The following is a 21834-nucleotide window of genomic DNA, read 5'->3' on the forward strand; positions in this document are numbered from 1 at the left end:
TTTACTTTAAATTAGCTTTCTTTTTGTTTAAAGTGCTAATGATTATTGTTCCAATTAATAAAAGTGTAATAAGTGTACCGATTGTAATTAAAACAATGTTTGTGTTTTTTGTTGATTGTAAATTTTCTTTAAGAATCAATTCATTGTAAGCTTTTTGGTATTGTGCTCTGATGTTTTCGCTTTCATTAGTGATGTTTTTATTTTGAGTTACGATACCTAAATTAATGAATTGTTTTTGAACTTGTTCTAACTTTACGTTGAAAGTTTGAAATTGTTGATTTTTAAATGTGCTTACTTGTTCAATTCTGTCTAAGTCTAAAATTAAGTCTCTTAAAGTTGATAGCGCTTCGTTAACATCGCTAAATGTGAAATTAAAAGAATTTAAGTTAGCTTCAATAACTGATTTAATTTCAGGTACTGAAATTTGTTTTGAAAACTCGCTATATAAGTCTTTATATGCAGTTGTCAATAAATTAAAGTAGGTTCTTCCTTTAATTGTTTGTGCGTGAATAGAGTTAGTGAATGCATCTTTTGAGTCTTCTGATAATGATAAGTTGATTAAATCACCTTTATCATTTTTAAAAGTTACATCCTTGTAGTATTCAACTGCATCATTTATGATGTTTGAGAATTGTTGATTGTTAATAATTTTTACTGCAACAAAGATTTGGTCAAAGACAATTTCTTGAAGTCTTCTATTTCCAAGTTTTTCAAAAACTAAATCTTTGGTAATTCCAAGTGCATCATAGTAACCTAACATCGAAGATTCGATTGCATTATTTACAACTTGCATTGATTGAGCATATTGTGCATCTGAATATCTAGTCACTTCACGTTCATAAGATGTTTGTTTCTCATCTGATGTATTTGTTAAAGTAATTGATGCAATTAACTTACCACCTTCTTCTCTTAAGCCTGTAACGTTGTATTTAAGTAATTTTAATAATGGATTAAAGAAGAAAACTGCTTCATTATTGAATTTAGCATTTTGTGAATTTACTAAACTAATTAATTCTGAATTTGAAGTGTTGATGTAGTCACCTGTAAGTATTGGAGAAAGTCTAGGAACGTTTTCTTCAGCAACTGAAACTACAATTGGGTCTTCTTCGATTTTTTCTTCAGGTAAGATTGGAAGAGTTGGTTCTTCAACTTCATTGAATTCTTTGTTTTTCTCGATGTCAAATTTCATTGTTCTCTTATTAAGAACTGATAAGAAATAAGCATCTCAAGAATCAACACCTTTAGGTACATTTAAATCTAATTTTGCATTGTCATCTAAGACCTTGAAAACTTCTTCATCTTTTGCATATTTAGGAAAGTCTTCTTTTTCTAAAAGAATATCTCTTCAAGATGAAGATAGCGATTCAATATAGCTATTTATTTGGTTTAAAATCGCACTTTGAGTAAGTTGATTGTTAATTAATTTTGCTTCTTCAGGAATGGCGACTGTTCCTTCTGTGTCTATAGCACTTACTTTTTCGTAGTTATCTGGTGCAGCTTCACCAATCATAACTGGTCCAAAATCATTTTTAAAGTAAGTAATGTCTCCTAATTTGTAAGTTTCATTTGTAAGTAAATTAGGGAAAATGATGTTAAATCCATTTTCAATTGGATTTGAAACTATTTGATCTTTTTGAGTCTTTAAATAATTTACAAACTTTTTATAGTAAGTAATTCTTTTTAAATGTTCAATATTTGGTTCTGCTAAATTTTGCTTTTCATAATCTGCTACTTCTAATTCAAGCTTTTTTATAAACTCTTCAAGGACTAATGGTAATTTTTCATTGAAAATGTTTTTTTGCATTTCCTTTGTTTCAGGAAAATTAGCAACAGGTTCTTTTTCTGTTTCAGTTGTATCACTTGCTGTTTCGTTTTCATTTGTAGTTGCTGAAATAACCGAAAGCGGTAATACTAATGAAGAAGAAATAGCCCCTAATTTAAGTCATCTTCTTATTTTCATAAATCCTCGTTTTCAAATAATGAAAAGTAAATTTGAGCCTTAATCTTGAATGCTTTTCTTTTTAGTTTTTCTAATCTGTTGATTAAATCAATATCATTAGAAGCATATAAAGCAAATTTTGTTTTTAGCAGTTCTTTTTTAATTTCTTTGTATTTTTTATTTAATGAATGTAATTGGGTTTTATTTTTGTCATCTTGGGCAAAAGTATCAAATGAATTATTGTAGAAAAGGACAATTTGGTTTTCATTACTTTGGACAAATAATGAATCAAATATTAAAAAGTATTCTTTTGAATTTGTTTTAAGTGAACATAAAACTTTTTTGTGACTTGTGATTGTGTTTTTCTCAACTTTTTGTCAACTATCTTTTAATTGATGATTGATTTTTAATTCAGAAATCTTAAGATGTCTTTTAACATTTTTAGCTGATACTAAAGTTAAATCAATCATTAGTTCCCCTTTCTGATTTCGTGTAATAAGTCTTTTTTCTTGCTAAGCATTGATATTTGTTCAATTTCTTTTTCTCTTTTAACTTTTAAGAATTGTCTTTTTTGGAATTTGATTTTTTCTTCTAAATCATTAAGAGTACTATTATGAGCAACTAACTTATATTTTTCATAAATTAAAGCTGACTCAGTTAAAAGTGAAGAAATAGCAAAGTTTAAGTAAGACTCAGTTTCTGAATCGATAAACTCATTTAAATCTTGTGAGATTTTATGAGTGTTGATATTTGAGTTCAATAATTGACTGTGTTGATGGTGTTTAAGTGTGAAATTATTCATATTTACAGGAAGCAGTTGAATATGTTTTTCTTTAATCTTTGTTGAATTAATTACAAAGTTTAAGTTTGCATAATCATTAATTTTGAAGTTGTTAATAATGATTTTTGGAAGTAGTTCATTTAAGTAATCAACTTCATTTTTCTCGAAGCTAAATAAGATATTAAATCCGTTGTCACTAGCAAACTTAATTGCTTTTTGGCCGATAGCAATAATGCTATCGTTAGATTTGTTGATAGCTTGGAGTAAGTACTTTTCATGTTTTTGATATGAGTTAGTGCTATATTTTTCTTCTTCTGTAATGTAAATTCAAAGTGTTTTTAATCCACCTAAAGTAAGCAAGTCACTTTTTTTATTAAGAGCAAAATCATTGATTGAATATTTATCAATAATTTGCTCAATTATGAATTTTGAATAGTTAGCTCTATCTAAACAGTAACCAATTTGTTTAGATAGTCTAAGTAAGTTAACTAAAGTAATATTTTTCTTTGATTCAACGATTTTATAAATCTTTTTAAGAGAATTATATTTTGATTCAATGGTTTTACTGTTCATTAATAATTCCAGGACCTATAAATAATTTATAAACATTGTTTTCTTTTAATAAAAGAACACTCGGTATAAATTCGATAATGTAATTCTCTTCAATTAATTTATTTATGTATCCATTAAAGTCTGAGTTCAATTGTGAAACAGAGCTTCTAAGTATTGTATCTGATACAGAAACATTTTGTTTTTGTTCAGTTTTAGGAATTTGATCATATAAACTAAATTTTGAATCAATAGTTCAGGTGATAACAAATTTATCTAATAAAAGATTATTTTTTCTGCTAATTCATTTTTGAATACTGTCTGTTAAAGGTTTTAAATCTTTTTCAGTTAAGTTGTATTCAATTAAAAATGAATTTCAGAAACTTTCATTTGAAACATAAGTCGGTTTGCTTTTAAATCTTTCAAAGTCAGCAAATAATTTTGATTGATAAACTTTTGCTTTTTCTAAGTATGCTAAAAGCTCTTTATTTTTCATTTTATTTTTCTTAAACATAAATTATTTACCTCTCTTTGTAAAGTGTTTTCTTTTTTCATAAAACAAAGCAAATATCTTGATAAATCCAGTATATGCTATAGATGAAAGTGCAAATAGAATATAAAGCATAATTGTTACTAGTGCAAAAATTGTTAATATATCTCAATTCTTTGTAAGCACTAATATTGCTCAGTTATCATTACTTAATGTAGCGTGTAAGAAAATGCTAAATACTAATGAAATTGTTAGAGAAACTAACATAGCTAAAAGCATTGCATTTTCTAAATTATTTAATTTATTAGCATTATTGTATTTAACTAATCCAAAGTTAATTACAAATAAAACAAAGAATAACAAGTTAATAATTAATCTGTGAAAGTAGTTTAATTGAGTATTTGCAACTAATAAAACAAATAATGAAACTAACTCTAAAATTACAAATGCTGTTTTGTTTGTTAATAATTGATTTTTGAATTTTGTAAATCTACTTGCAATTACAAGTGCATTTAAGATTACAACTAATGCTATAAACACAGCAAATAAGGCAACTTTTGTGGTTGTATCTTCGCTAATATCGATTGGTTTGTAAGCGTATTTTGCAAGTGTGTAAATTGCAAAGAACATTACAGGTAAGATAAATGCAAGAATTAATTTTGTAAGTGATCCAAATAAACTGTTTCTGTAAACTACACTTGATAAGTTCGAAATGTTTGAATAAACTTTTAAACTTAGAAGCAAGATAAGTGCAAAAACTAATCCAAAAATAGATAAGTTTTTGTAAACTGCATTTTCACTGAAAATTCTAGTTAGTTTATTAATGTAAACGTTGTTTACAAAAATACCAACAATTCTTTGTGTTTCAATGCTTCCATCTTTTGATTTTGAAACTTGAACATTATTAACCATTAAAACAAGCATTGCTAATCCAATTCCGAGTAAAACGTATTTGATTATAGTATAGCTTGAATCTAAAACTAATTTCTTGATGTTAATTGAAAAATTTCTTGATTTTTGAATTTGTGTGTATACATCAAAAGTTAAATCAATAACTAAAAGTGGTATAAGTAAAAATGAGTTATAAATTAATCATTTTGCTGAAGTATCTTTTGTAGTAGTTATAAAAGTAAAAGTATAAAATCCAAATGTAATAAGTGCATAAGTAATGTATGCAACATATCAGTAGATGTAACTTGAAAACTTCAAGTTATTTTTGTTTATGACAAAATAACTCTTAGTCACAGGGATAATAATCAGCAATGATAATAAAGTTAAGTTGAATAAAACAAAGAAGTTAATACTTGAGTTTATTTTGAAACTTCTATCAAACAGAATTGAATAATCAATTCCTGTTTGATCGCCTTTGTTAATAAAGTAATTGAAAACAATTCCAATTGAGCTTATTAACAAGAATGAAAGTACAAGTGAAATTAATTTAAGAACATTTTCTTTACTTCAGTTTAACTGTAATAAATTGGTTTTACTATTAACTGAATGAGATTTCTGCATCGCCACCTCCACTTGGATCAAAGTTAGCTGATTTAACTACTGCTGTTTTACCAAATTTAGTAAATGCTTGTGAGCGATTTAATCTGTCAGCCATTGTTTGGTTATCTACGTAAATTGTTCTAAATACATTTTTACCTGATTCAATCAATCCGTATAATTCTGGACCTCAGTTATCGTCTAAGTCACGTGCATTACCTTGAATGTATAATGTGTTAACTTCTACAGGGCTAACAAAATGTAATTTAGGTCTTTCTGGTCCTTTGATAAGCATTGCAGATCATTGTTGAGCTGCTAACGTGTCAGCATTAACTGTGAATGTATTTGTGTTATTGTAAAGAGTTAAGTTTTTAAATACTCTATTGTGGAAACGCATTCCTTCAAGACTTCTGATGTTTTTGTTTAATGAGAAATCAAGTCAAGTAGGTCAAGAACCATCTCCGAATTCTCCTTGGAAAATTCTTTCATTGTATCTATCTTTGAATGCAATATCAAGACCTTCGTTGATTTCTTCTAATGTATCATCTTTATCAAATCTAAGTCTGTTAAATACAATTGAACCTGGCATATTTGTATTATCTTGCATAGCTGCGAATGTGTAGTCAAATGTAATATTTTTTACACCACGTAATGCAATAGGGTCAATTCCTCAATCTTTACTTAATAAGTCATTTGAACTATAAAGGTCTAATTCTTGGATTCTCTTATCTTTAAGTGCAATAAGTGAAGTTGTATCTTTACCTTCAAAGAATAAAGTTAATTTTTGAATTGATTCAGGAAGTTGTTTTAAAATGTGTCTAAATTCTTGACGTTTGTCTTTAAGACCCATATTTTTGATTACAAGTACATCAATTTGTTTGTTAGCTTTTTTAACTTTATCTAAAAAGCTTAAGAATGAATTGTAACCTTTAGTGTTAGCTGCATCAAGAATTGCCATAACTTTGTTTGTTTTGACTTTTTCTTTTGCAATAGCACTTTCTGGTTTGTATTCATAAATTTCAATTCCTTTATCAGCGCCTGCTCCATATCTTGAATATTCAGAAGTTTTATTTCGTTTAGAGAAACCTTCATATTCTAAGTTTCTAATTTGTTTTGAATTTCTGTGATATTGTGATTCGTAAGCAAAATATGAATTTTTATGTCTTCTTATATATTCATTACGCACAACATTATCTTCTAAATTAACATGTGCAAAACTACCGAATCCTGTATCACCTCAATGGAAACTTGGAACCATACCTTTGTTAAGGTAATTTTCAAGTTCTCTATTTATAGTTTCAAGTGTTATCTTAAATGCGTATGCTTGTTGAGGATCTTTAAGTAATTTAAAAAGATATGAGAAATCTGCGTTCTCTGGATAATTAATTTGAGGATTGTTATTAGCAATCTTAATGATACTCTTGTTTAAAAGCTCTTTATCAGCTTCTGTTAAATCATTTGGATTTTTATTAAATATGCTGTTAATAACAGAAAGATTTTCTCTAATTTCTCTTTTCATTTCCTCTTTGACTTTTGTAACTTTGTCAATAGGTTTAGGTTTCATTGTTGCAAAATCTAAATCTTTTGCAGCTTCTGGGTTAGCGTGACCTTCGATTGCTTTTGAAGGTTCTGTAGATGGATCTGGTTCAGGCTCTGGTTCTGGTTCTGGAGGAGTCACTATAATTGGTTGTTCAATAATAGGATCTGTAGGTTGTTCTGGTTCTGGTTGTGGAGTTATAGGTTGTTCTGTATAAACGCCATCATCTGCTTTATCCGGATCTTCTGGCTCAGGTTCTTTTGGTTGCTCTGGTGTTGGAGCAGCATCTGGCTCAGGTTGTGGATCAGGTGCAGGTGTTGGGGTTACAGGTTCTGGATTAGTTGGTTCTGGATCAGGTGCAGGAGTAGGATCAATAGGTTCAGGGTCAGGTACTGGTTGTTCTGGATCTGGCTCTGGATTAAAAGGTTTCTCTGGTTCAGTAACAGGATTTGTTGTTTCTGGTTCTACTGGTTTTGGATTTTCAACAGCTGGTTTTTCTGGTTCGATTTTGACTTTAATTTTTAAGTCATTATCTTTGTTTGAAGAATTTTTATCACTATACAAAACATCATTTTCATTGATGACTGTAGCGATTCCACGTGACTGAGTAATAACTCCTAAGTCTTTTGTTTTTGGTTTAGCATTATCACTAATTGTTTTAGCTGCAACAATACCTACAACAGCTAGTGCAGAAACGGCACCAATATTGATTATTAATTTTTTTCTTTTAGCTTTAATCATAATTAATACCTTTCTTTAATTATTTGTTGAATTTGTATTCTTCAGGAATTAAATTTGCCCCTTGTTTGAATAAGTAAGTTTGAATGTTTGGATATAACTCTTGTAATGCTTCACGGTATGATGATCTTTGATTTTCTCCCCCACCGTAAATTAAGTCATATTGTTCTAATTTATATTTACCATAGAAACCGTCGTAAGTTTCACCTTCAGATCTGAATGCTTGAGTTAAAGCAGTTAATGACACACCTGTAGAGTCTCCTGTTGCATAGTTGATTCCAACAATTTCATTATCAATTGTTCTAACTGATGAACCTGATGCACCAAATAAAGGTTGTCAAGCTCCTATTGAGTAACCTAATCCGTAGCTTAAGTATCTATCTCCTGTGTAAGTTGAAGCAGAATCTCTAATTACACCAAATTTGTAACCTTCGTTTTTGCTTGAATTAATTAATGGAGAAACTATTGTGATGTCAAATACACCAGGCATATCAATAAAATTTCTTACGCTTAGTGATTTGTTTCATCCACTTCCGTATTCTTTTGTGAATACTTTTTTATCAACTTGTTGTCCTTCTGCAACATAGACAGGTTTGTTAGTTCAAATACTTTGACTAAATCCTGAGTCAATAATTGCAACTTCAGATGGCTCTAACATCTTACGGATAAATAAGTGGTCAGTTTTAGCATCTGGGAATGCAACTGAAATTAAGTTGATTTTTGATTTTGGAATACTTGCAGTTTTATCATTTGTTAATCTAACATTAGGTATCATTGTTTTTTCATCTTGTTGATATGTAGCTTTTAAGCTCTTTGTAGCAAACTTGAATTTTTCATTTTCATTTCAGTTTGCAAAATTGCTTGTAGCTAATTTAGCTAATTCAGCAGCTGAACTAACTGATTTCCGTTCACCAAATGTGTCTTGTGGATCTCCAATAATTTTGTTATATTCATATGTATTATCAGAATTACTAAAATCAAATTCAAGAACAGCAAAATCAGCTGCTTCTTCCAATTCAGATAATGGTGAGTTAGGGTCTACGTAATCTCTTGGACTAGTTTTTAAAAAGTCAAGACCGGCATAAACTAGTTTAACTTGTGATGGTTTAAAACTAAATACATCAACTGTTGGTTGAAGTTCATTAACTCTTAATCATTGGTCAATTGGAGTTTCATCGTTAAAGTGGAATAACTGGATATTTACAGTCTCACCTATTACACCTTGTTTAAGTCAGTTTTTAGCTTCATTATATTTTGCTAATCATTTTGGACTTCATTGTTCAACTTCGATTCTTTTAGCTTCTGCATATAAAGGTGGTAAGTCATTTTCTCTAACTGCTTGAGCTTGTTTTTCATATCTATCAGCTTCTGCTTGATTACCTGCAGATAAAGCTATATATTTTTTATCTTCATATGACTTTATTTCATCATCTTTAGCTTTGATTTTTGCACTAACTTCTTCCATTAATTTGTTGTATTCTGCGTCAGCATCTTTAACCACCTTTGTGTATTTATTGTAGCTATCTGCTTCTGCTTGTAAATCATTAATGTGTTTAAATCTTGATTGACTTGATGCATTTGCAGTTGATGCAGCAAATGCTTGAATAACGTGAATATTTGTTCCGATATATCATTTTGTTGGATATCCATTTTCATCAATTTTGTAATCTAAAATTCACGCAGAACCATTGAACATTCTGTTTTGTTCTATTAATGGGTTAGTGTTACTAAGTTTGATTGCATAAGATTGAAGAGCAGTTTTCTTGTACATTTCATTAGCTAAATATCTAGGTAACCCTCTATTTAAAGGAACTGAATCTCAGTAAGCTGCTTTTGCGTCATCTCTTAATGGGTTTAATGATAAAGTTCCATCAGTATTTACAATAGAGAAGTTTCTAACAACAGCACTTTCAAATGTAGGTTGACCTGCAGCTTTAGCTTTTCGATCATATGCTTCAATTTGCTCTGGTGTTAATTTTAAGTTAGCAGCTAATTTTGATGAATAATCACCACGGTAATCTTTAAGTGCTTTTACATACCCTTGTAAATCAAGAACATTTTTGTCTGATTCTGAAAGCTTTTTATATGCTGCAGGATCTGTTTTATAGAGTTCAGGCATACCTGGAATATTTAATCCAACACCTGGATTTGCAGGTCTTATAGGAATTTCAGGTTCTACAACAACTTTAGGACCCTCATTACCACCGCTATCTTTTGGTTTTTCGGGATCCTCATTTTTAGGATTTGATGGATTTTCAGGTTGTGGTTTTGTTTGTCCACAAGAAATACCTAAAGATGAAATTGAAACGATTGATCCAAATGTTGCAAGCAACATTAATTTAAGTTTATTTTTTTTCATAATTTACTCCATTTTTGTTTAGCATCACTTGAAATTAAAACTAATTTTAAATCCAAAAATAAATATATAACCAATATATATATATATATATATTGATGCTAACATTAAATTATAACACTTTACAATTTAATTGATTAATAAATTTATTATTTTTATGTAAATTATTCAGATGTTTATAATTTATAACTTAATAATAACACATTTGAAATTCATTTATGAATTCAAAGTATATTTTTTAGATCAATTTGGACTTGTTTTATCGAAAATAAAAATTTATTAAAGAACTTATAAAATAACTTGATTTTAACTAAAAAAATAATTTAAAATAAGAATATGGCTAGACAATATTACAACAAAAGAGATTATGAGATTGATTGAGAGAATAGTGTTATTGTTTTAAAAGATCATATGATTAAGCAACTTAAATCTGATAATAAGTTTTTAAAATACAAAAAAATCGGAGGAAGCACCGTTTCTGAGATTTTAATTAAAGATGCATTTAAGAATGAATTTAATGCATTTTGTCACATCGCACACTTAAAATTACCAGTGTTATCGCAAAAATACATTAATGCAGGAACTATTTTAGAACCTAAAATATTTGATTTCTTAAGAAAGGTGCATCCTAATGTACTTATTGAAAACTTTGTTGCTGCTGATTATGAATATAACTATTTCAAAGACAAAGATGATGTTATTATGGGAGTTCCTGATGGATACATTCCTTCAACAAATATGATTCTTGAAATCAAAACAGCACAAGATAAAAAATATGAACTTTGAGGCGACAAGGATGTTGACCCTTCATATAGAAAACAAGCGCAACTTTATTCATATTTAAAAGGTGCTAGTCATTATTCAATTATTGCTTTATTTTTAAGAGATGATTTGGGAGATTATTTAAACCCTGAAAATGTGGATATTAATCAAAGAAGGATGAAATCTTACACATTCCCAGTTAATAGAGCAGATGTTGAAGATGATATTAAAAAAGTTAAACAATGATACTATCACTACACAAATACAAATAAATCCCCTAAATTTGATCCTTTAATTAACAAAGATCAACTTGAATATTTACAATGTGGATCATTTGAAGAATGAGAAAAACTTTTAAACAAATGAAAACAAGAAGGTAAAGCAGATTTTAATGTAAAAGCTTAGCAAAAACTTATTAACCAGATAATGGTTAATATTTTTTTACACCTTTGTGCAATGCGTTTTAGTATTTTTGCTAAGAAAAAACAAAAAACTTACACTGATTAAAATGTAAGTTTAATGTTTATTAATTTCTATTTTCTTCTAAAAATTCTCTTGAATAAGAATCCTAAACCTGTAGCAATTCCAACAATTGGTGGAACTATAACTCCATAAATTCAACCAGGAGCACCTTGTTTTTTACCTTCTTCAACTTTTGTAGGTTCTTCAGGTTTATTATCAACAGGTTTTGATGATTCATTTAATTTTTGTGCTTTTTCTAATACTTCTTTAACTTTTTTAACAGTTACTTGTCCATTAGCTTCAGAAATAAATTGTTGTTTTTGCTCACTTGATAAGTTGTTTAACTTATTAATTTCTGCATTTACATCTGTTTTAGATGTAGCTAAATTATAATCACCATTTAATGATTTTTTAGCTTCAACTACAGGATTAACTTTTTCATTTAAGTCTTGCACACTATTATTAAAGTCTAATTTATTACTTAATTCAGTTGATTTTGCTAACGCATTATCTAATGCTGATTTTTTAGGTGCATCAGCTTCTGTATAGTTAGGTGTAGATTTAACTTTTTGCGCCTCTTTAAACACCTCTAATGCATTATTAACATCTGCTGCATTTGTCAGAATGTTTTCAATAGTATCAACTGATGGTTGTGAATTTACTAATTCTTTAGCTTTTGTTTTTTGTTGATCTGTCAAGTTGGTTAAGTTATCTATGGCGTAATTAGCTTTAGCTTTTGCTTCTGATAATTTTACATCACCATCTAGATTATTAAGAGCATCACTTAATGCATCTAATTTCTCATTAAGACTTTCAACTGATGTATTAAATTCATCTTTAGTTTTAAGTTCATGTAATACATCAAGTACATTTGTGAATGCAACTTGTTTTCCTTGTGAAGCTTTTGTATATTGAGTTTTATTTTTTACATATTCAGCTTTCTTAACAACATCAAGGGCACTGTTAATTGCTTTAACATTATTTTTAATATCTTTAATCTTAGAAACTTCATTTAAGCTGTTTACTGAGTTTCTAGCAGCGTCTTTTTGAGTATCTGATAAGTTTGAAGCAACTTCGATAGCAGCAAGCGCTTCTTCTTTAGCTGTTTTTAATCTATCAGCACCGTCAAGAGCATCGTGAGTTGACTTTAATGTATCTAACTTGTTATCTAAGTTAGGATATGGTTCGTCAAGGTCAAGTGTTGTTGTCAAGTCGTTTAAAGTAGTAACTGCATCATCAAATGCACCTTGGTTTGAAGCTTGAGTGTATTTTATTTCTGATTTGACTTCTCTAGTAGATTCAACTTTAGCAATCGCTCCATCAATGCTTGATGCATTTGAAACTACCTTATCAATTCCATTTTTATCTGATTTAGCTTCTAGTAATTTGATAGCTTTTTCTTTTTGAGTTTCTGATAATTTAGGCAATGAGTTAATTTTAGCTATAGCATCTTCTTTTTGAGTTTCAAGTAATTTTTCTTCAACATCAGCAATTGATGTTTTAGATTCAACTTCATTTTTAGCAGCTTCTTTTTGAATTGATGTTAAGTTTTCAAGTTCCTCAATAGCTTCTTTAGCTTCTGTTTTAGCATCAGCTAATCTATCTTTACCATTTAATAAACCTTTAGTTTCAGATACGGCTTGTAATTTAGTATCTAATTGGTCAAATGGAGTTTCAAAGTCTGTGTAGCTTGATAATCCATCTAATGCAGTTATAGCATTATCAAAGTTTGCTTTAACATCATCTGATGCTTGTTTGTATTGAATTTCTCCTTTTATCGCAATTTCATCATTAAGTGCCCCAATACCACTGTTAACTTTTTCTGCATTAACAACAATTGCATCAATTTCATATTTAGTTACTTTTGAATTAATAAGAGTTTTAACAGCTGGTTTTTGCACAAGATCTGATAAGTTTGACAATGAGTCGATTTTATTTGATGCATCTTGTTTTTGAGTATTTAATAATTTATCAGCAACATTAGAGATAGTTGTTTGTTTTTCAACTTCAGTTTTTGCGTCTCTTTTCTCATCATCTGATAAGTTAGGTAATGCATCAATAGCAGATTTAGCAGCAGCTATTGTAACAGCTAAGTTTTGTTTACCATCAAGTGAGCTAATCGCATTATTAAGAGCTCCCGTTTTTTCTGCAATGTCAGCAATAAGACTTGTTGTAAAGTCTGTTACTGTTTCTACACCTAGTAAGTTGTCAAACGCTGTTTGAGCAGCTTGTTTTTTATCTGAATTAGCTTCTGTAAATTGTGGTTTAGATTTAACATCATTAAATCTTTGAACTTGTTCAACTGCAGTATCAACATTTGTTGCATTTGTAACAATGTCTTTTGTTAATTGAATTGTTATTGCAGCATCGATTTGATTATTTGCTTCTCTAATTTGATCAGTACTTAAGTGTCTTAATTCGCCTAATTTAGTTTTATTTTCTTCTTTGGCAGCATCTAATCTTTCTTGACCATCAAGATCTCTAACAACATTATTAAGTGCATTTATGTATGCTACAATATTTGCAATAGGTTGACTAAAGTCGCTTGTTCCTTTGATTGCATCGATTTTTGCTTTTGCAGCATCAAATTCTGCTTTTTTATCTGTAGGTGTTGTTGATGCTTCTGTGTAGTTAGGTTTTAACTCTTCTGCGTTTGCATTTTCAAGAGCTTGTAAAGCATTATTAAGTTCTTTAGCATGTTCAACAATAGCGTTAACTTTTTCAATTGTGTCACTATCTTCTGAATCAATTAAATTGTTAGCAGCTTCTTTTTGTGAATCATTTGATAACTTATTTAATGCTTCAATAGCTTCTTTAGATTCTCTTTTAGCATCAGCTAATTTTGTGTCACCATCAAGTGCATCAATAGCATTTTTAAGTGTTTCTTTCTTAGCAACGATATCTTCAGCATATGGACTTGTGAAGTTTTCATATGTTTTTGTATCTTCTAATGGTGTAAGTGCATTATTTGCAGCTTGTTGTAAGCTTTCTTCTGCTTGTGTGTATTTAGGTTTTGAGTCTTCTTTAAGTTTGTTTAATGTATCAACTTGTTCAATTGCAGCATGAACATTTGTAACGTTAGCAATAATGTTTTCAACACCTCGAAGTGTTGTAGCAGAATCAATTAAACTTTCAGCGGCAGTAACTTGGTTAACAATTAAGTGTGTTAAGGTAGTTAATTTAGCTTTAGCATCTGATTTAGCTGTATCTAAATTTGTTCTTCCATCTAAATGTTTAATAGCATTTTTAAGAATATTAATTTTATTTTCAATATCTTCAATAGCGACAGTGTTGAAATCTAAAACATCTTTAGCACTTTTAAGTGCATCAACTACATTGGTTAAATCGTTTAATTTTTCTTTACTTGCTTCTCTAAACTCAATTGTGTCTTCAGCTTTTTTGGCTAATTTTAATTTTTCAATAGCTTTATCAATATTTGTTACATTTGTAATAACAGTTTCAACTTGTTTTGATGTCGCTGCTTGATCAATTTGATTGAAAGCATTAATGAATTGATCATCTGATATATGGATTAAATCACCTAATTTTTGTTTCCCTAATTCTTTAGCATCATCTAAGTTTTTCACTCCATCAAGTGCTCTATCAGCATTTGATAATCTATTACCAATAGAATCCAAATTAACATAATCTTTTGTAAAGTCCATTGCATTTTCATGAACTTCAGCAGCTTTTTTAGCTTCATTAAATTCTTTTTGAGCAGCTTCTGATGCAGATGAATATCTGATTGTCCTAATTGATTTATTTGCAACTTTTAAGGCTCCTAAAACAAAATCAATATCTTCAGCATTATCTGCAATTTTTTGCACCATATCTAGTTCTGTAGCTAATTTTACTTGCTCTTTGGCTTTTAATTTTTGTTCTGTAGCTAAATTCTCTAAATCATCAATCGATGTTATTGCACGTTTTTTTCTTTCAATAAGCTTGCTGTCACCATTTAATTGTGTTTCTGCATCTGATAATTTACCTAGTTTGTTATCTAAATAAGGATCAACATCATTAAAGTTATCTACTGTTCTTAAGTTTTCTAATGCGCTAATAGCATTATCAAATGCTCTTTGTTTATCTATATCAGAAAGTTTGTAATTTGGTGTTTCTTTAACTTCGATTGCTTTATCTAATTTATCAATTGCACCATTAATTTTAGTTACATAGTCTTTTAATAAGTTAACATCTGCAACTGTAGTTTTAACATCAATTTGATTTTTAGCTGCTCGGTTTTGTGTGTCTGATAATTTTTCCAATCTATCAATTTGTTCTTTAGCAGATGTTTTTGCATCTAATAATTCTTTATTTGCTACTCCATCTAATCTAGCTTCTTCTGATGATAAGAAACTTGATAATGAGTTTAAGTTAGCAATTGGATTTGTAAAATCATTTACATTGATTGCATTAACTATTTCATCATATGCACCGTTGTAAGAATTTTTAATCTCTTCAGTTGCATAACTATAGTTAATTGATTGTTTAACTTCATTTGCGTGATTGATTGATTGCTTAAATGATGGGATTACATTATTTAATTCAGAAGCATTCGAAACAACCGCACTAGCATTTTGATAATTAAATGCATCTTTATTAATCTCATTAGTCAATGAACTTCTTTGTGCGTTTGATAAGTTAGTTAATGAAGCAACCTTATTTGTTAAATCTTGTTTTTGAGCTTTAACAAATTTAGATCTTACATCTGCTGATGAATTTTGATTTTGAACTTCAGAAATTAAACTATTTTTCTCTTGATCATTTAAGTTTTGTAAACTCCTAATTTGAGTGATCGTTTGTGTCTTAAGATCATTTAAGTTTTTTACTCCATCAAGTGAAGCAATGGCATCGTTCATATTTGATACTAAAGTATCAATATTTGGGAGTTTATTAGCAAAACTTGTGTATGCAGCAAGTGCTTTTATAAAGTTATTTAATGATTTAGTAAGTTCATCTTGTTTTGATGATGTCGCCTCTTTGAAAGCAATAGTTTCTTTTGCATTTTTTGCTTGCTTAATCACTGCTACAGCTGTGTTTAATGCAGAAGCATTTTCTTTTAATGTATTTACACTTGCAATAGTTTTTGCATTATCAATTTCTTGTTTAGCATTTTTAGCTAAATATGCAAGTAAGTTACTCATATTTTCTATTTCGTATTTAGCTGTATTCTTAGCTAAAACTAATTTAGAAGCACCATTTAGATTTCTTTGTGCACTTATTAATGATTCATAATTTTCACTTAAGTTATTTGGTAAGTTTTCAAAATCTGAATAAGTTTTAACACTTGATAATGTATCTAAAGCAGTATTGAATTTAGTTTGTAAATCACCATCTGCTTCAATGTAGTTTTGTGTTTGTTTTTCAGAAGTTATATTATTGACTAAGTTAATAGCTTCATTTACTTTAGAAACATTGTTTTGGATTATATCAACTGACTCAAGTGTTGTGCAATTTTCAACTAGTTTAGTAGCTGTTGTTTTTTGTTCTTTTGATAAATCCGAATTTGCAATTACTGCATTGGCAGCATTTTTGGCTTTTGTTAATCTATCAACTCCATCAAGGGCATTTATTTTTGTGGCTAAGTTATCTGTTAATTCTTTAAGTCCAGGAATTGGTTCTGAAAAATCAATATTCTTATCAAATCCTGTTAAAGCATCTTTAGCTTTAACAAATTCATCTTGAAGACTTGGTGTAGCTTGTAAATAATCAACTTGTTTTATTTTATTTGCAGCAGTTTGTAATGTAGCGTATGCTGCTTCAGCTTGAAGAGTGTTCTCTAAAATCTTATTAACTTCAGCTATTTCTCCACATCGATCGATAAGACCAATAGCATTTTGTTGTTGATCTTCAGGTAAGTATTCTGAATTATGAATTCTTTCAATTGCATCTGATTTTGCTACATCTAAATTATGTAAACCATTTAAGTCATTCTTACTTTTTTCTAATTTATTTAATAAAACTGCGTAACTTGCTTGTGGATTTGTAAATTCTTCTGAAGATAAAGTGTTTTCAACTTCATCCAATACATATGTAAATGCATCTTTAAATTCTTTATCAGATTCTGTAAAATCAGGTTTGTATTTAAGTTGTTTAGCTTCATTAAATTTGTAAATAAGTTGGTTTAAATCCTGAGCATTCTTCATAATTCTGTCAATTTCATCATTATCTGAAGATGCACGCATTTGATCTTTAGCAGCTGCTTTTTGTTCATCTGATAAGTATTCTAAATTATCAATTGTATTATCTCTTAATTCAGGAACTAAATTGATTTCATAAGTTGTATCAACTCAGAAGTCTCTTGTGTAAGGCACTTCTGACATATTTTGCATTTTGTATGTGAAGTGCTTACGTAGTGGGTGATTAGGTATTTGAGGTTTTTCATATGATTGATTTTCAACATTGACCGTAAAGGTTCTTCTATCTACTTCTCTTCCAGTATTATCCTTAAATACATAAGTTACAGTATGGTCTATTGGAGTAATTGGAATTTGGTAATTAATATTTGTATTGTGGTTAGCATCTCTATTTAATGGGAATTTTGAAGCTATTTCTTGTGCGCTATCAACTAAACGATAGTGCTCTGGGACCATATTCTTAATTCTTTTGTAGAAACGTTCAGTGTTTTGTTCCATTATTCTTTTTGGACCTCATACATTTGAAGGTGTTCTATCTGAGAATAATTGAACGTTATATCAGAATTTTGAAACTATTAATTGATCTAGAATAGGTTGTGCTGGAATACCTTTAAATAAACTTCTATCACCTGAAGTAAAGTATTTTGATACATATTCATCTTCAAAGAAGTTAGTATCAGAGTGAGAACCTCCTCCAACATAAATTGTGCTTGGGAAGTGGCCAGGAAAACTTTTTAATGGATCATTATTTGTTCCGTAATGTTGTGCTCAACCTTCTTTAATTAATCTGTCACTGATAGCTCCATAATAAGCACTTGAAATTTTTGGAGAATTGAATCCATATGCTTTAACAAAATTGTCAATACTTCTATTTTCTTGATTTCCCTTTGATCAAATAAGTGCATACTCTGAAAGATGACCCCCTAATGAGTGACCTGTAGAATAAATTTCTGAAACAGGTTTTTGACTTATTGTTGCTAGAGAAATTCATACATTCTCAGCTTGACCTGGTTTTTTTCTTCATATTGATAAATCTAAATCATCATCGAGATCTTTTGCACCATTAGTACCTGCAATAGCTAAAACACTAATAGTGTCATTTTCTAAAAATGGAAAATCAGATTGGTTAATTAATCAAGACGCTTGGTATCCATTACTTTCATCTCAAGACTCAAACCTTTTTCAATAACGGGCCATATTTTTATGAACTGTTTCAAAAATTTTGTCGTGCTCATCTCTCTTATTTTCTGGAACTTCGCCTAAAAAATATGCTTTATTTTCTTCTCATAAATCACGATTTGTATCATCAAACTCAATATCTAAGAAAGCTTTACTACGGTAAGATAAGTTACTGAAAATTAAAGCATCACGAGGTGAAAAATCTCATTTAAGTTTATGAGCATCATTATTATCAGCAATTCCATCTCCATCTGTATCTTTTAAGAATGGGTGAGAATTGTATCCAAAATAAGTCTTACCATCTTTTACAAATGTGTAGACCTCATCTTTATTTAAAATACCATCACCATCTTCATCACCATTAGGATTTAAAACCGGACGATCCAACATAAGTGAATCATAATAACCATCTAACATTGTTATTTCAGCATTTTTAATTTTTCTCGCTGTTTCCTCTGTTAATTTAACACGTTCTGTCCTTTCAGGAGCTTGTAAATTAGCTGCAATACCTGTTGAAATTGCAATCGATGGAATAATGATTAAAAGTGCTGATTTTAAACCAATAATTAACTTTTTATTTTTGTTCATAAACCACCTCTTCTTAATAAATAAATTGATGCTTAAATAAGACAAAACTTCTTTTTGTCTTTAGAAATATAATTATAGTTTAATTATTTACTTTTGGATTATATAATTACAAATTAATCTGCATAATACCTTAATTTTTCACAAATGTGAAAAATATATTTTTGTGATATGAGAAATGAATTAATAATAGAATGAAGTTAAGTAAATAATATTTTAAAGTTATTTGCTTAGAAGGGGATAAGATACACAACATCAAAAATTCTCAAACGAAAATGTTTCATTATATGAAATTAGTTTTCTTATTTTATAATTGGCATCATCTTAGTTGTAACAGTTAATTTAATTGATTCAACATTGAACAACTCAGATAGAACACTTGTCTCAAGATTTGTTATATGCTACACGCTCACTATTTGTTATAGTATTATATTGATAGTTTTCTTAGCTTGATTTTTGAATTTTTCTTGGATTTCTTTGACATTGTTCATCCTGTCAATTAATCTATTTTCTATAAATTTATCTTTTCTAGATAATCCAGTTAAATCATTAGTTTTGAAAACTAAAAATTTAAGTAAAACTAAACTTAAGAAACAAAAACATATATAACCTTCGATATGTCTTCAGGTTCATAAATACATCAGTCTAATTGCTAATAAACCTTTTAAACTTTTAAAAGCAGAAAAAAAGAGTTAAATTATTTTTTAACTCTTTTTTTCATTAATTTAACAATAAAGAAAGTTGCTATACCAAAAGTTATAATTCCAGTTGTAACACCTAAAATACTTCATAAAACAACATGTGTTTTATTGGTTTTAGATTTTTCAGATTCTATCGAAACATCTTCTGATTCTTTTTCATTATCGGAATTATTCTTTTCTACAGTTGAACTGTCATTAGTAGTTGGATTTTCATTTATTGCATCTTTATTTTCAGTTGCAGAATCTTCCGTTGTTGATTTGTTATCATCTTGAGATGCTGAATCTGTTCCTGTTTCAGAGCTTGAATTAGTTTCATCTTCTGATGAACTTTCATCAGTTATATCTTTATTTTTAGTAGTATCTTCAGCTACTGGCGAACTATTGTCTTCAACATTAGATGCATCAGATTCTTTTGAAATCGGATTATTTTCTTCTGAACTTGAATCTGTTTCAGATTCATCAGTTTTTGGAGAACTTGTTTCATCTTCTCTTGAAATCTCACTATCTGATGACTTTTCTATATTAGTCCCTGTATCTGTTTCTACTTCAGCTTCAGAGCTTTCTGATTCACTTTCACTGTCATCACTTCTAGGTGGATTATTTTCCGTATCTGATTCACTAGGGTTATTATTTGTATTATTTTCAGAACTTTCTTCTAACTCTTTATTTTCTTCATTGACTACTGCGTTTTTATTTAATTCGCTAATTGGAATTTCAAGAGTATGAGCTTTAATTCCAAATACAACAAAACTTTTTTTGCTATTTACTCATTGATTATTGTGTTTATAAAAACTCAAAATTTCTCTAGTTTCATCACTTGCCACCAAATCAACGTTTTTTTTACCTTTATTAGTGACATCAACAATGATTGAAAAATATTGATCTTTGTTTAAAATAATTTCTTCATTTAAATCAATTGTATAAAATCCTTTATCACCAGAATTTGGAATTTGTACTTCTTGAGTTAATTTTAATTCACCATCTTCAGGATTAGACATTGAAGAATTTTTAACATAAATTTTGATTTCAGCAGTAATGTTTGTACCTTTAAGCGCAAAATTAATTGACTTTAATTTTTCTACAATTTCGTCATTTGCTTTTTTAACTGGGAAAATATTTGCCATTGTTCTTTCATTAGTGCCAGGGGTTTCGAATAAAGAAAATGAATTTTTTGTATCATAATAGTAAGTATTTTGATATGCATTATTATTTTCTACTTCAACTGCCATTACTTCATGAATTAAATCTAATGAATCGTATGAAAGCATAAAGTAACCCTGAGCATGCATGTTTTTAGTTCCTCAACTATTTTTAATAATAAAACCACCTTTTTGTTTCGGTGTTTCAGGTCAAAAATTAGATGCATAATAATCATCGTCTCAACCTACAATAACTGAAGCATGATTTCTGATATGTCTTTCTTCAGGTGATTTAGTTATAATAATTGAATTTGGTTCGTTGTATCAAACGGTGTCAGGGTGAAAATTCATTTCATTAAAAGCATAAGCAACTCCCACAGAGCCGTATTTGGCAATCGCTAATTTAATATCATCAACAGTATGATTAATTTTTACAGCTTTTTTAATTTTGGCAATTGTAGGGTTATCAAAATTAGGAAACTCAGTTTGATTAGTTTGAGCAATTGGGGATGTATTTCTCATCAAACCATTAAATGCGTGAGATAAATAATTTCCTGTACCTAAAATTCCTTTTCATTCTTTAGCATCGGGATTTAAATTTAACTTATCTGCATTATGATTTCAACTATTGCTTATGTAATCAATTGCATGTTCATCAATATCTAAAGAATTTTTAGTGTAATTTCCTATATTATTTTTTAAAATATTGGTTTCTAAAATTGAAGCAATTGTATATGCTCAACAAAGACCTTCATGACCTTGATTCTTAACGTTAGTAACTAAATTGAGTTTTCTTGCATCAAAAAAAGGCATTCTTGCAATTTCTAAACTGGGACACAAAATATGGACAACGTCGTATTTTGTGTTTTTTATATTAAGGAGTGATTATGAAACAACTAAAACAAGAACAATGACTAGAACTTTTTTCAGATTATGATGATTATAAGAAGGGTTTAATGTCAAAAAATGATTTTGAAATTAAATACCGAGCGAT

11 protein-coding genes are annotated in these 21834 nt (G+C 28.9%); 1 reads left to right on the forward strand and 10 read right to left on the reverse strand.

Going from position 1 to position 21834, the window contains the following annotated elements:
* Position 1 precedes the first annotated feature (1 nt).
* The 7 genes from ACNF36_RS00560 to mip are packed head-to-tail and all read right to left on the reverse strand — an operon-like array spanning position 2 to position 9881.
* On the reverse strand, positions 2–1960 hold the full coding sequence (locus ACNF36_RS00560) for an MSC_0620 family F1-like ATPase-associated subunit (protein WP_418303364.1): 1959 nt from the start codon (positions 1958–1960) through the stop codon (positions 2–4).
* The gene (locus ACNF36_RS00565) at positions 1951–2409 is read right to left on the reverse strand and encodes an MSC_0621 family F1-like ATPase epsilon subunit (protein WP_418303365.1); all 459 of its coding nucleotides are present in this window, start codon (positions 2407–2409) and stop codon (positions 1951–1953) included. Before ACNF36_RS00565 ends, ACNF36_RS00560 begins: the two co-directional genes overlap by 10 nt.
* A complete protein-coding gene (locus tag ACNF36_RS00570; protein WP_323189515.1) occupies positions 2409–3293 on the reverse strand; it encodes an MSC_0622 family F1-like ATPase gamma subunit in 885 nt (294 codons plus the stop codon). Before ACNF36_RS00570 ends, ACNF36_RS00565 begins: the two co-directional genes overlap by 1 nt.
* Positions 3283–3765 (reverse strand): MSC_0623 family F1-like ATPase-associated protein, encoded by a 483-nt coding sequence (locus ACNF36_RS00575; protein WP_323177560.1) that lies wholly within the window; start codon positions 3763–3765, stop codon positions 3283–3285. The genes ACNF36_RS00570 and ACNF36_RS00575 overlap by 11 nt, the downstream gene beginning before the upstream one ends.
* A 21-nt stretch (positions 3766–3786) precedes the next feature.
* Positions 3787–5271 (reverse strand): MSC_0624 family F1-like ATPase-associated membrane protein, encoded by a 1485-nt coding sequence (locus ACNF36_RS00580; protein ID WP_418303366.1) that lies wholly within the window; start codon positions 5269–5271, stop codon positions 3787–3789.
* Complete coding sequence (locus ACNF36_RS00585; RefSeq protein WP_418303367.1) at positions 5249–7525, reverse strand: putative immunoglobulin-blocking virulence protein; 2277 nt, start codon at positions 7523–7525, stop codon at positions 5249–5251. The genes ACNF36_RS00580 and ACNF36_RS00585 overlap by 23 nt, the downstream gene beginning before the upstream one ends.
* Positions 7526–7544: 19 nt before the next feature.
* Positions 7545–9881: an Ig-specific serine endopeptidase MIP gene (gene mip / locus ACNF36_RS00590; protein ID WP_418303368.1), complete on the reverse strand. Its 2337-nt coding sequence runs from the start codon at positions 9879–9881 to the stop codon at positions 7545–7547.
* A gap of 333 nt (positions 9882–10214) precedes the next feature.
* On the opposite strand from mip, the gene ACNF36_RS00595 reads away from it, so the two are divergent.
* On the forward strand, positions 10215–11045 hold the full coding sequence (locus ACNF36_RS00595) for an MAGa7180 family putative nuclease (protein WP_418303369.1): 831 nt from the start codon (positions 10215–10217) through the stop codon (positions 11043–11045).
* Positions 11046–11173: 128 nt separating this feature from the next.
* Here the strand turns inward: ACNF36_RS00595 and ACNF36_RS00600 are convergent, their stop codons facing one another.
* The 3 genes from ACNF36_RS00600 to ACNF36_RS00610 all read right to left on the reverse strand — a co-directional run bounded on the left by ACNF36_RS00600 (position 11174) and on the right by ACNF36_RS00610 (position 21653).
* Positions 11174–19003, reverse strand: coding sequence for a hypothetical protein (locus ACNF36_RS00600; RefSeq protein WP_418303370.1), 7830 nt, complete (start codon positions 19001–19003; stop codon positions 11174–11176).
* Between the two features lie 416 nt (positions 19004–19419).
* On the reverse strand, positions 19420–19641 hold the full coding sequence (locus ACNF36_RS00605) for a hypothetical protein (protein WP_418303371.1): 222 nt from the start codon (positions 19639–19641) through the stop codon (positions 19420–19422).
* Between the two features lie 56 nt (positions 19642–19697).
* A complete protein-coding gene (locus ACNF36_RS00610; RefSeq protein WP_418303372.1) occupies positions 19698–21653 on the reverse strand; it encodes a C1 family peptidase in 1956 nt (651 codons plus the stop codon).
* Positions 21654–21834: the final 181 nt, after the last annotated feature.

The organism is Mycoplasma sp. 4463, assembly GCF_048381515.1.
In the GTDB taxonomy this organism is placed as follows: domain Bacteria; phylum Bacillota_I; class Bacilli_A; order Mycoplasmatales; family Metamycoplasmataceae; genus Mycoplasmopsis.